The sequence below is a fragment of the Glycomyces sp. L485 genome (assembly GCF_022548875.1).
Taxonomy (GTDB): Bacteria; Actinomycetota; Actinomycetes; order Mycobacteriales; family Micromonosporaceae; genus Glycomyces.
This window is the reverse complement of the sequence record NZ_JAKZEW010000024.1, coordinates 51479-64597: the sequence shown is the minus strand read 5'-3', so window position 1 is coordinate 64597 and position 13119 is coordinate 51479. Positions and strand designations below refer to the sequence as shown.

The window sequence follows — 13119 nt, the reverse complement described above, 5'->3', positions numbered from 1 at the left end:
CACCCGACCGGCCCGAGACTCCGTCCCCCGGCCGTCCCGAACCGGCACCCCGGCCGTCCCGAACCCGCACCCCGAAGTACTCGGCTTGATCCCGATGCACCCTTTACTCCCCACAATCCACCTCCGTGGCCGACAGGGCACCCCCGACCTCCACTCAGCTCCTTCGTCGCCGCCCGCCTGAAGCCCGCCCGAAGCGGACCGAACTCCGGAGACCCCGCCTACCCGACTCCTACCTCGTCATCGCTGCCGCCCTTGGCGCAGAAGAACCATCCGCGCGCAGCATGCCGCCAATACCGGCAGGACCATTGCCGGGCTCACCAGGCGAGCATGTACGGATACGGCGCAGAGACGCATCTCCAAGAAAGGATCAGCAGCTTGCAGTCACGGGGCGCCGACCGGTCTCACGCGATTCTCAGATGAACGCCTTGAGCGCCTCGGGGTTGGCCAACGCGTCGGTCGAGATCGCATCCTCGGGTTTGGCGCCCTTGAGGATCTTCTTGACCGGGATCTCGACCTTCTTGCCGCTGAGGGTTCTCGGAATAGCCGGGACCTCCTTGACCAGGTCCGGCACGTGCCTTGGCGAGAGCTGTTCGCGCAAGGCCCGCTTGATGCGTTGGCGCAGCGCGTCGTCGAGCACAACGTCCTCGGCGCAGGAGACGAACAGCAGCAGCCGGTCCTCCTTCTCGTCGTCGAGGTGGATGACGAGCGAGTCGGCGACGCCTTCGACGGCTTCGACGACGGCGTAGAACTCGGCGGTGCCCATGCGCACGCCGCCCCGGTTGAGGGTGGCGTCACTGCGCCCGGATATGACGGCGGAGCCGCGGTCGGTGATGGTGATCCAGTCACCGTGACGCCACACGCCCGGGAAGTCCATGAGGTAGGTGTCGCGATAGCGCTGGCGCAGCGGGTCGCCCCACAGGCCGACGGGCATCGACGGCATCGGCGAGACGATCACGAGTTCCCCCTCACGCCCGATCGCGTGATGTCCCTCGGGGTCGAACGACTGCACATCGGCGCCTAGGCAGCGGCAGGACAGCTCGCCGCGCCAGACCGGGACGGTCGGGGCGCCGCCGAGGAAGCCGGTGCACAGGTCGGTGCCGCCCGACAGGGACTGGAGCTGGGCTGACTCGGTGATGTCGCTGTAGACGTAGTCGAAGCCAACGTCGGGCAGGGGCGCGCCGGTGGATCCGATGCCGCGCAGCTTCGACAGGTCGGCCTCGCGGGCGGGCTTGACGCCTCGGGACCGGCAGGCCATGAGGAACGGCGCGGAGGTGCCGAAGAAGGTCGTGCCGGACTCCTCGGCGAGGCGCCACATGCCGACCGGGTCGGGCGCGCCGTCGAACAGGACGATTCCGGCACCGATTATGGGCGCGGAGACGAGGTAGTTCCACATCATCCAGCCGGTGGTGGAGTACCAGAAGAAGCGGTCGCCGACGCCGAGGTCGTGGTGCAGGGCGTGCATCTTGGCGTGCTCGATGGCCATGCCGCCGTGGGAGTGGACGATCGCCTTCGGCAGCCCGGTGGTGCCTGAGGAGTACAGGACGTACAACGGGTGATCGAAGGAGACCGCCTCGAATCCGACGCCGTCGTCGTAGGAGCAGAACCGGTCCCAGGTCTCGCCTTCGGGGTCGGAGGCGCCGAGGTACTGGAGCGTGACGACCTTCTTGAGGCCTGGCAGCCCGGCGGCGACCGCCCGGATATCGGCGGTGCGGTCGATCTCCTTGCTCCCGTAACGGTAGCCGTCGACTGCGACGAGGACCTTCGGTTCGATCTGGGAGAAGCGGTCGAGGACGGCGCGGGTGCCGAATTCGGGCGCGCAGCTGGAGAACACGGCTCCGAGGCTCGCGGAGGCGAGCATGAGCGCGAGCGTCTCGGGGATGTTCGGCATCCACGCGGCGACGCGGTCGCCGCGGCGCACGCCGTGGCTGACCAGTCCGGCCCTGGCGCGGGCGACGGCCTCGCGCAGGTCGGTGAGGGTCCACTCGACTGGCGCCCGGGTGTCGGAGTAGGCGCGCACGAGCACGTCGTCGTCGCCGACGCCGGGGGCGGTGAGGACCGCCCTGGCGTAGTTGAACGACTCGTCGGGGAACCAGACGGTCTCGGGCATGGCCTCGTCGGCGAGCACGCGGTGCTCGGGCACCGTCTTGCCGAGCCCGAGATACTCCCAAACGGCGCCCCAGAATGGCCGCAGGTGGTCCACCGAGTACCGCCACAACGCCGGATATGAGGTGAGGTCGCGTTCTTCGCGGCGCGACAGCCATTGGCTGAACCGCCCGATGTTCGTCGACTCCACCGCGTCGGGGCGCGGCAGCCACAGCACCTCGTTCGTCACGGTCGCCTCCCGGTCTCCACACCAGTGTGGTCTACAGCACTATCGTGGCACGCCTCCGGCAACTCAGTGCTATCGGGGGTTGGTTTGCGGCAATTCATCCTCGATGTAACGATCCCCGGTGATGTACAGGCCTGCGAAGACGTGCAATCCCAAAAGGACGAAGATGAGCACGAACGGGAACGTCCACGCTCCGGTGAGCCCGTGGAGCCATCCGACGGCGAACGGCCCGATCCCGGCGAACAGGTAGCCGCCGGACTGGGCGAACGACGACAGCGCGGCCGTCCCGGCGGGAGTCCGGGCCCTCAGGCCGAACAGCGTCAAAATGAGCGGGAAGACGGCCATCGCCGCGCCGAGGAGCACCATCCACACCCAGGTGGAGGCCCCGCCTCCGAAGGCCCAGATGCCCGCAATGCTCACCGGATAGCAGACCGCGAGCACGAGGAACACCGGGCGCTGGCTGCGGCTGCGCGCGGCGATCGTCGGCACGGCCATGAAGACCGGGATCTGGACGAGTGTGAACAGGCCGAGCATGGCCCCGGCGGCGGCCGCGTCCATGCCTTCGGAGCGCAGGTAGGCGGTGAGCCAACCCATGAGGATGTAGGCGATGGCCGACTGTGTGCCGAAAGCGAGCAGCATCGCCCAGGCGAGCCTTGAGCGCCACACCCCGTGGAGGCGAGCGCCGTTCCCGGCGCGGGCGTGCTTCGCGCCCGGGCGCCACAGGAGCCAGGGCACGACTGCGAGCAGCGAGGGGACGGCCCAGGCGGCGAGCGCGACGCGCCAGTCGCCGGACCAGCGCTCGATCGGAACGGTGGCGAACGCGCCGACGCTGGTGCCGATCGCGAGCATCGCCGAGTAGGCGGTGGTCATGCGCCCGATGGCGTGCGGGAAGTACTCCTTGACGATCACCGGCACGGCGACGTTGCCGATCGCGCCGGCGGCGAGCGCGAGGAGACTGAACAGCAGGAACAGCGCGGCATGGCCGGCGTAGGCGCGGGCGACGAGGCCGACGCTCATGCCCAGCAGTGCGAAGGTGATCACGGCGCGGGCGCCGAAGCGGCGGGTCAGGCGCGGGGCGAACGCGCCGAGGGCGGCGAAGGCCACCACCGGGAGAGTCGTGAGGACCCCGGCTACGGTCTCGGACATGCCCAGCCCGGCCTGAAGCTCGGACAGGAGCACGCCGACGCTGGTGACCGCGGTGCGGAAGTTGAAGGCGGCGAGGACGACGCCGGCGACCAGCATCCAGGCGCCGAGGATCGGCGCGCGCGTCGCATTCGGACGTTCGATCTCGGCGGCGGTGGTCACGCGCGTCCCCTCGTTTCTTCACCGGCCTGTTCGAGCAAGCGCTGTCTCACCTTTCGGAAAACGGAGAGATGCGGCGTGACCAGGAGGTATACGCTGAAAGCAATACATAGGATGAATGAACAGCCTGTCCACGGTATCGCGGTCACCGTCTGCTTTAATCCTTCTAGTGTTGGGAAACACGCAACCCCTTCTCGAGAGGTCAGGTCCGCCGGTGGCATTGCAGTCGACACGCAAGTCCGCGCTCGTCGATCAGGTGATCGATCAGCTCCGCGGGCAGATCAGTGACGGCGAGTGGGGCGTCGGCTCGCGCATACCCACCGAGAGCGAACTGGCCGAACTGCTCGGCGTAGGCCGCAACACCATCCGCGAGGGCGTCAGGGCCCTCGCCCACGCCGGGCTCCTCGAAATTCGCCAGGGCGCGGGCACCTTCGTCATCAACCGCTCCGAGGTGACCGCCGCGGTGCGCCGCCGCATCGCCGCCAGCCCCGCCTCCGATGCCATGGAGGTGCGGCGCGGCCTGGAGATCGAGGCCGCCCGCCTCGCCGCCCACCGCCGCGACGAAGCCGACATCACGCGCCTGCGCATCCTCCTCGCCGAGCGCGAGGCCACCCACGCCGTCGGCGACACCGAGGCGTTCATCGCCGCCGACGTAGCCCTTCACCAGGCCGTCGCCGAGGCCAGCCACAACAAGCTCCTCGCCGAGCTTTACGCCGAACTGGCCGACTCGTTGAGCGAGACCGTCCGCGCCGGCGCCGGCGACAACCTCGCCGAGGCCCCGCACATCGACCACACCCGCGCCATCGAGGCGATCATCGGCGGCGACCCCGAGCTCGCCGCCGCAGAGACCACCGCCTACCTGCGCGAACTCATCGAGGACTGACCGGACGGCGACCGCCGGAGATAGCATCGTTACGCAGCCGTGAGAACCCGTCGAGCAGAGGAGAACCAATGCGCCTGTCCGCCCGCGTCGACTACGCCCTGAGGGCGGCGGTCTCGCTCGCCGACTACGGCGAACGGTGGGTGTCGGCCGAGCAGATCGCCGAGGACCAGGGCATACCCCGCAAGTTCCTGGAATCGATCCTGCTCCAGCTGCGGCGCGGCGGCATCGCCGTATCCAAGCGCGGACCCGAGGGCGGCCACCAGCTGGCCAGAGCAGGAGACCTCATCAGCCTCGCGGACGTCATCCGCGCCGTCGACGGCCCCCTCGTCGGCGTCAGGGGCGAGCGCCCCGAAGCGGTCGCCTACACCGGCTCGGCCACGGCCCTGACGAACGTGTGGGTCGCGCTGCGCGTCAACGAGCGCAACATCCTCGAATCGGTATCCCTCGCCGACGTCGCCACCGACCGGCTCCCGGACACGGTCACCGAGCTCCTGGAAGACCCCGACGCCTGGGTGATCCGCGGCGCATAGCGCTCCGGCTTCCGCGGAGTTTGACAGAATCGGAATGTGAAGTTCCCTGATTTGGGGGCATGGTGGGACCGTGTCGTGCTCACGGCCCGCACTCGCTGGCAGTTCGTCGACCACGCCCTGCGCGCCTCCGACCGTTTCGGCGGCGTCCACGCCGGGCAGCTGGCCGCCGCGATCTCCTACTACGCCTTCTTCGCGGCGTTCTCCATGTCGCTGCTGGCCCTGGCGATCTTCGGCTACCTGCTCAACTCCCCCGACGTCTACAGCACCGTCGAGCAATGGCTGGAGACGAACCTGCCGGTCATCGACATCGGCGTGCTGGAGGACTCGCGCCGGTCGGTCACGATCTTCGCCGGCATCGCGCTCGTCGTCGCCGGCGTCGCCTGGGTCCAGTCAGTGCGGGCGTCGATCCGCCTCGTCTGGGGACTCGACGCCCAGCCGGGGAACCCGTTCCTGCGGTGGATCATCGACCTCGTAGTCCTCGTCGGCGTCTCACTCCTGCTGCTCATCACCATCGGCGCGACCGCCGGCGCCGAGGCCGTGCTGGCCTGGCTCGACCTCGACCAAGCCGAAGGACTCGTGGCGCTGGTGATCCGCGGTGCGTCGATCATGGTGGGGCTCTTGGCGAACGCGCTGCTCGCGGCGGTTCTGCTCCAGGCGCTCCCCCGGGTGGCGCTGCCGCTGCGGCGCGTGTTCTCCGCGGCGGTCTTCGTCTCGATCGGGCTGGAGCTGCTCAAGACCGCCGGCCGGATCTACATCCTGCACGTCTCCGACCGGCCCGCCTACCAGGCCGTGACGACCGCCGTCGGCCTCCTCATCTTCCTGTACCTGTTCAACGTCCTGCTCATGATCGCCGCCGCCTGGACCGCGACCTCCCAGAGGGGCACGGCGATCGACCTGTACGAACGCACCAGGATCGCCGGCGACCGGTTCGGCGGCTCCCGCGAGCCCATGCCGTGACGTCCCCACCCGTGGGAGAACCGGTGTCGGCGTCGGTGAGCGGCACTTCCAGTCGAGGCGTCGGCTGAGGACTCCCGCGAAGGCGGAGAGGCCCGGACTCGTCGAGTCCGGGCCTCTCCCCTATTCAGTTCGATTCAGTTGGCTAACGCGGCCGCGCAGTACTGGCCGTTCATCAGGAACACGCCCGGTTCGTTCGGATCGCCGGTGCCCTGGAAGCCGATCTGCTTGGTCTTGCCGGGCTTGAACGGGAAGTTCCAGAACGCGGGGTCGGCCACGAGCGTGTCGCCCTCCAGGGCGATCTCGCCACCCCACTCGTACCTCACGCTCTCGACGCCGGAGGCCTTCCACACCAGGTCCCAGGCGTCGATCTCGGACTCGCCGGTGTTGGTGACCTTGATCTGGACGACGAAGCCGTCGCCCCAGTCGGAGGCCACCGTGTATTCCACCGAGCAGTCGCCCGCCACGAGCGGCGGCTCGGTCGAACCGACCGTGTCGTAGCCGACCGCGGCCCAGTCGACGTCGGCGGGGTCGGCGTCGTAGCCGATGTAGAAGCTCGGCCACGGCGGCTGGTTGTACGACTCGTTCTGCCAGGCGACCGCCAGGCGGTACTGCGGGTCGTGCATCAGCGTCGGGAACGAGTGCTCGGTCTCGATCGTCGTGGTGAAGATCCGCACCCCGTCGTTCGACTCCTTGCGCAGGACGACCTCCTCGCGCCAGTCGCCGAACAGGTCGGCCGTCAGCACCGGGTTGCCCTTGGTGCCGTTGTTGGTCTGCACGCCCTCGGGCGTGAAGATCTCCTCCTGCTGACCGGTCTCGGGGTTCCACTCGGCGATGAACGGGTAGATCGGCTCGTAGTCGGCCTTGTTGAACTCGTGGTCGAGGATCTCTCGGCCCAGGTCGCCGTCCCACCAGACCATGTGGTTCGCCGACGGGATCGACGCGTCGATGAGCGTGCCGTCGGCGGCGCGGAGCTCACCGTCGCGGGAGTCCCACTCGCCGTCGACCGTCGTGGCCCAGCACTCGGCGCCGACGTGGTTCGGGTCGATGTCGCCGCAAGTGCCGCGACCGGTGTCACGTCCGGACTCCATCGACCAGAGGACCTCGCCGGTCTCCGCGTCGCGCAGCGCGCCGCCGATGCCGCCGGAGCAGCTCATGCACTCATAAGGGCCGAAGATCTCCTGGCCTTCACGGCTCGGGTCGAGGTCGGACACGTGGAGTGCGTCGCCGTGGCCCAGTTCCGAGGAGTACAGCGGGCGTCCGTCGTGGCGGACGGTCAGGGAGCCGTAGACGATGTCGTCGTAACCGTCGCCGTTGACGTCGGCGATGGACATCTGGTGGTTGCCCTGCCCGCCGTACTGCGGACCCCACACCACGGAGTTGAACGCCCAGCGCTGTTCCAGGCTCTCGCCGTCCCAGTCCCAGGCGGTGATCGCCGTCTTGGTGTAGATGCCGCGGCTGGTGATGAGCGACGGGCTCTGACCGTCGAGGTAGGCCACGGCGGCCATGAGGCGGTCGCCGCGGTTGCCGTAGCAGTCGCCCCAGTCGCACATGTGGCCGCGCTCGGGACCGAAGTCGACCGTGTCCAGCGCCGCGCCGGTCTGGCCGTCGAAGACGGTCAGGTACTCCGGTCCGGTGGTGATCCGACCCGAGGAGTCGCGGTGGTCGGCCTCGGCGTCACCGATGACCTCGCCGACGCCGTCGACGGTGCCGTCGCCGGTCTTGAGCGCGAGCTCCGCCTTGCCGTCGCCGTCGAAGTCGTAGGCGCTCAAGGAGGTGTAGTGCGCTCCGGCGCGGATGTTGACTCCCAGGTCGATCCGCCACAGCTGCTCACCGGAGAGCGTGTACGCGTCGACGTAGACGTTCCCGGTGTGACCCGAGCTCGAGTTGTCCTTGGAGTTGGACGGGTCCCACTTCTGGATCAGCTCGTACACGCCGTCGCCGTTCACGTCGGCCACGGTCGCGTCGTTGGGACTGTAGGTGTAGTCGACTCCGTCGGGCGTGGTGCCGCCCTCGGGGCGGTTCATGTCGATGTCGAAGTACTGGTCGGCCAGCGGCTCGAACGCCTCGGTGTACTCGACCTCGACGCCGTCGACGACGGCCGCTACCCAGTAGGTCGCATTGGCCGTGCCTTCGGCGTCGGTGAGGTTGGTGCCGGCGGTCTGCGCGATCAGGCCGCCGTCGCGGTAGACGTTGAACGCGATGTCGGCCGGGTCGTTGCCCAGCTTGCGCCAACCGAGGTAGACGCCGTCCTCGACGTCCACGGCGACCGGGGAGCGGTCGATGGACTCCAACTGCTTGGCGCAGTCGGTGCAGGGCTCGATCGGCTCGTCGCCGGCCCCGTCCGGCAGGTCGTCGGTGCGGGTGAGCTCGAGGCCGTTGAGGTGGCCGGTCTGGCCCGAGACCACAAGGTTGAGCTGGCCGTCCTCGACGAAGATCCCTTCGTAGTTCCTCACCGTGATCGACTGCGAGCCCGAGTTGTGCGCCCCGTGCGAGCGGCCCTCGAAGGCGATGTCCGTGCGCGCCGAACCGAGCAGGTCGCCGACGGCGACGCGGGCGGTGTAGATGCCGTCGGGCACGTCCACGGCGAACTCGTAGTTCCCGCCGAACCAGGCCACGAAGTCGCGGCCGAGCAGGTCGTCGCCGCCGCGGTCGCGGTCGATCCCGTCGGACATGTCGGTGATGAAGCCGTAGCCCTGCTCCTCGGTGTACGCGGTGCCGCGGTTGACCTCGGTGTAGCCCGCGGCGAGCGGCTGCGAGGCCGGACCGAAGTCGAACCTCCAGTCAGGGGAGTCGGTGGTGACCGACAGGACCTCCGAGTGGGCGGACTCGCCGTCGATGTTCACCGCGGTCACTGCGAAGTCGTAGGCGGTGCCCTCGTCGAGACCGGTCACGCGGACGGTGCTGACGGTGGAGGTGTGGGTCTCGATGTTCCACTCGCTCGCGCCGCTCTCGCGGACGTAGACGCGGTAGAACGAGGCGTCCACCTCATTCCACTGGAGGGTGACGCTGCTGCTCGCGACGCTGGTGGCGCGCAGGCCGCCGGGCACGTCGGGAACGGGGCCCTGGCCGTCGTCGGGCGGCAGGTCGCCGGTGCGGGTGAGCTCGAGGCCGTTGAGGTGGCCGGTCTGGCCCGAGACGGTGATGTCGAGTCGGCCGTCCCTGATCCGGATGCCCTCGAAGTCCTTGTTCGAGACGCTCTTGGAGCCCGCGTTGTGCGAGCCGTACGGGAAGCCTTCGAAGGCGATGTCCGTGCGGGTGGACCCGAGGTAGTCGCCGACCCAGGTGCGGGCGGTGTAGACGCCGTTGGGCACGTCGACGCCGAAGGTGTACTCGCCGCCGAACCAGGCCACGAAGTCGCGGCCGACCGGGTCGTCGTCGCCGCCGCGGTCGCGGTCGATCCCGTCGGACATGTCGGTGATGAAGCCGTAGCCCTGCTCCTCGGTGTACGCGGTGCCGCGGTTGATCTCGCTGTAGCCGTCGCCGACGACCTGCGAGGCCGGACCGAAGTCGAACTTCCAGCCCGCCGTGGCGGTGGTGACGGTCAGGACGTCGGAGAACGCGGACTCGCCGCGGGCGTTGACGGCCGCGACCGCGAAGTCGTATGCGGTGTCCTCTTCGAGGCCGGCCACGCGGCCGACGCCGACGGTGGCGGTGGTGCCCAGGCGCCACTCGCCGCCGCTCTCGCGGACGTAGACGCGGTAGATGTCGGCGTCCACCTCGTCCCACGCGAAGGTGACACTGCCGTTGGAGACGTTGGTGGTGCGCAGGCCGGTCGGGACGGCCGGGACGTCGGCCGGGGGCTCGACGTCGACCACGTGCGGCGAGAGCGACAGGCCGAGCGTGGCGGTCTCCTCGGCGACCAGGCGCGCCATCTGGATGGCGCCGTACTCCTGGAAGTGGGTGTCGTCGGTGGTGCCGTCGGGCCGGTTCGGGTAGACCCCCGCCGGGACGTGCAGGAACACCGATTTGGCTTCTTCGGGGCCGATCTCGTTGAGGTAGGTCCGCGAGGACAGGGAGAGGTCGACCATGGCGACGCCCTCCTCTGCGACCAGCTCGTGGACCTTCTCCACGTACTCCGGGAAGGAGACGTTGAACTCGCCGGTGTCGGGGTCGAAGCTGCGCCGGGAGACCGGGGTGACGAGGACCGGGATGGCCCCCTTCTCGATCGCGCCGCCGATGTAGTCGCTGCGGAGGTACTCCTTGTAGTCCTCCGGCGGCGTGTAGCGCTCGGGGCGGCTCTGCGTCGCGTCGTTGTGCCCGAACTGGACGAACAGGTAGTCGCCGGGCTGGATCTCGTCGAGGATCGCGTCGAGGCGGCCCTCTTCGATGAACGAGCGCGAGGACCGCCCGCCGATGGCGTGGTTGGCGACCGTCACTTCTTCGTCGAAGTAGCGGTCGAACACCTGGCCCCAGCCGGCCTGGGGCTCCCAGAAGGGGTCGTAGGTCTGGACGGTGGAGTCCGAGGCGAGGTAGACGGTGATTCCGTCGTCTTGGGCTTGGGCGGGGGACGCCGAGGCGACGAGCCCGCCGGCGGTGGCCGCCGCCGCGAGGCCCGCGAGGGCACGGCGCCACCGGGGGGGAGGAGTTGTGGGTCTCATATTCACTTCCGTAGTGAGTGAGGGATGTTTGTCCTGAATCGTTTCAAAATTGCGAGCGGAATACGGGGCAAACGCTTGCTACCTGGGGACCGTACCTCCGCCTACGCGAAAAGTCAAGACATGTTGATGTATCGCGTCACGTGTTTCCCTACCGTAACTCCAGAAAAAATGGACCCCAAAGCGGAGGAATCGTGCGGCGCATGGACGCGCCGCACGATTCATTCGATCCTGGAGTTATATATCCTTACAGGACATGGTCGGCGATTGGCAGGCTCAGCGCCGCCGTGCCTTCGGAGACGATGCGGCCCATCTGGTCGGCGCCGAACTCCTGGAAATGGGTGCTGTCGTTCGCCCCGTCGGGGAAGTTCTCGTACTCCCCCGGTTCCAGGTGCATGAAGACGTCTTCGGCGGCCACGGGACCGATCTCGTTGAGGTAGTCGCGCGAGCGCGCCGACAGGTCGATCATCGCCACACCGGTCTCGTCGACGAGTTCATAGACCTTGTTCACATAGTCGCCGAACGACACGTTGAACTCACCGGTGTCTTCGTTGTAGGAGAGCCGCGAGACCGGTGTGATGAGCACCGGGATCGCGCCGAGGGCCTCGGCGCCGGCCATGTAGTGGTCCCGCAGGTACATCTTGTAGTCCTCGGGCGAGGTAAAGCGATCCTCGCTGTTCCAGTTGGCGTCGTTGTGGCCGAACTGGACGTACAGGTAGTCGTCGGGCTGGATCACATCGAGGATCGCGTCGAGGCGGCCCTCCTCGATGAACGAGCGCGAGGACCGCCCGCCGATGGCGTGGTTGGCGATGCTCGTGTTCGCGTCGAAGTAGTCGCCGACCTTCTGGCCCCAACCCATCTGGGGGTACCACGAGGAGTTGTAGGTCTGGGCCGTGGAGTCCGAGGCGATGTAGATCGTCGGTGTGCCGGTACCGGTTTCGACCGGGATCGGTCGGAACTGCTGGTTCGTGCCGCCATTGGAGTCGTACTGGGAGAGCCGCGCGCCTTCGGCGGCGGACTTCTCCCAAACGTCGAGGGCCTTGCCGGAGTTGCGGTTGACGAAGCTGAGGTACGTACCGTCGTCGACGATCTGCCACTGCTGGTTGGGACCGCCGTTGTCGCCCCATTGGACGATGTCGGCGCCGTTGTCGAGACTCTTGCCGTACACGTCGACCACCAGGCTCGAATGCCGGATCTGGATCGTGTGGTAGCCGTCGTCGGCGGCGATGAAGCGGAACTGCTGGTTGGGACCGCCGTTGTGGCTCCACTGGAGGAGGGTGGCGCCCTCTTCGGTGCTCTTTTGGTTCACATCGAGCACCAGACCCGAGTGCCGGGCCTCCAGGTAGTACCAGGTGCCGGTCTCGAATGCCGCATGGGCCGCGGCGGGGGCGATGAGGCCGCCGGCGGTCGCGGCGGCGGCGCCGGTGACCAGGCCGGCGAAGGACCGGCGGGAGAGCCGGGCCGCGAGCGGGCCTCGCGTGGGTTTCTGTCGTCGCATCTTGAACTCCAAAGTGTCAGGTGATGGCGGGTCGCGGCGTCCGCCGCGACCCGGTGCAAGCGGAGGGACCGCTCTACATGTCGTAGCCGATGTGGAAGCTCGGCCACGGCGGCTGGTTGTAGGACTCGTTCTGCCAGGCGACGGCCAGGCGGTACTGGCGGTCCTGCATGAGGGTGGGGAAGCGGTGCTCGGTCTGGTGGGTGGTGGTGTAGATCCGCACCCCCGAGTCGTCGGCCTTGCGCCAGATGACCTCTTCGCGCCAGTCGCCGAACAGGTCGGCGGTCAGCACCGGGTTGCCCTTGGTGCCGTTGTTGCTGTGGACGCCCGAGGGCGAGAGGATCTCGTTGAAGTCCTCCGCGGCGGGATCCCACTCGGCGATGTAGGGGCGGATCGGCTCGTAGTTGTCCTTGTCGAACACGTGGTTGACGATCTCGCGTCCGAGGTCGCCGTCCCACCAGACCATGTGGTTGGCCGGCGGGATCGCGGTGGTGATCAAGGTGCCGTCCGCGGCGCGCAGCTCACCCGTTCTGGCGTTCCACTCGCCGTTCTCGGTGGTCGCCCAGCACTCGGCGCCCGGGAAGCCGGGGTCGATGTCGCCGCAGACGCCACGTCCGACGTCGGCGTCGGAGGGCATCGACCAGATGATCGCGCCGGTGTCTGCGTCGCGCAGTGCGGCGCCGATGCCGCCCGAGCAGCTCATGCATTCGAACGGGCCGAAGATCTCCTGGCCCGGCCGGTTCGGGTCGAAGTCGGAAACGTGCAGCGCGTCGCCGTGGCCCAGCCCGGAGTTGTACAGCGGGGTGCCGTCGTCGTCGATGGTCATCGCACCGAAGACGATCTCGTCGCGTCCGTCGGTGTCGACGTCGGCGACGGACATCTGGTGGTTGCCCTGGCCCTCGTACTCTGCGCCGGCTACGTCGGAGTCGAACGACCAGCGCTGAGTGAGGCTACTGCCGTTCCAGTCCCAGGCGCTGATGGCGGTCTTCTCGTAGATGCCGCGGCTGGTGACCAGCGAAGGGCGTTCA

At 68.4% G+C, this 13119-nt stretch carries 7 protein-coding genes and 1 pseudogene; 3 read left to right on the top strand and 5 right to left on the bottom strand.

Annotated features, from left to right (window positions below; genetic code table 11):
- Positions 1-412: 412 nt before the first annotated feature.
- Both L0U85_RS13200 and L0U85_RS13195 read right to left on the bottom strand, forming a co-directional pair.
- On the bottom strand, positions 413-2332 hold the full coding sequence (locus tag L0U85_RS13200) for an acetoacetate--CoA ligase (protein ID WP_241378224.1): 1920 nt from the start codon (positions 2330-2332) through the stop codon (positions 413-415).
- A 69-nt stretch (positions 2333-2401) separates the two neighbouring features.
- Positions 2402-3634, bottom strand: a complete 1233-nt coding sequence (locus L0U85_RS13195) for an MFS transporter (protein WP_241378223.1) — start codon at positions 3632-3634, stop codon at positions 2402-2404.
- A 211-nt stretch (positions 3635-3845) separates the two neighbouring features.
- Between L0U85_RS13195 and L0U85_RS13190 the strand changes: the two genes are divergently transcribed.
- The 3 genes from L0U85_RS13190 (at position 3846) to L0U85_RS13180 (ending at position 6001) form a co-directional block, all read left to right on the top strand.
- Entirely contained in the window at positions 3846-4514 is a 669-nt protein-coding gene (locus L0U85_RS13190) for a FadR/GntR family transcriptional regulator (RefSeq protein WP_241378222.1), read from the top strand.
- Between the two features lie 68 nt (positions 4515-4582).
- Positions 4583-5044, top strand: a complete 462-nt coding sequence (locus tag L0U85_RS13185; protein WP_241378221.1) for an Rrf2 family transcriptional regulator — start codon at positions 4583-4585, stop codon at positions 5042-5044.
- A 36-nt stretch (positions 5045-5080) separates the two neighbouring features.
- The gene (locus L0U85_RS13180; RefSeq protein WP_241378220.1) at positions 5081-6001 is read left to right on the top strand and encodes a YihY/virulence factor BrkB family protein; all 921 of its coding nucleotides are present in this window, start codon (positions 5081-5083) and stop codon (positions 5999-6001) included.
- A 134-nt stretch (positions 6002-6135) separates the two neighbouring features.
- On the opposite strand, the gene L0U85_RS13175 is transcribed toward L0U85_RS13180, so the two are convergent.
- The 3 genes and pseudogenes from L0U85_RS13175 to L0U85_RS13165 form a co-directional block, all read right to left on the bottom strand.
- Complete coding sequence (locus L0U85_RS13175) at positions 6136-10599, bottom strand: cellulose binding domain-containing protein (RefSeq protein ID WP_241378219.1); 4464 nt, start codon at positions 10597-10599, stop codon at positions 6136-6138.
- A 244-nt stretch (positions 10600-10843) separates the two neighbouring features.
- Complete coding sequence (locus tag L0U85_RS13170; protein WP_241378218.1) at positions 10844-12094, bottom strand: RICIN domain-containing protein; 1251 nt, start codon at positions 12092-12094, stop codon at positions 10844-10846.
- Positions 12095-12167: 73 nt separating this feature from the next.
- Positions 12168-13119 (bottom strand): annotated as a pseudogene (locus L0U85_RS13165) (hypothetical protein); the annotation flags it as partial.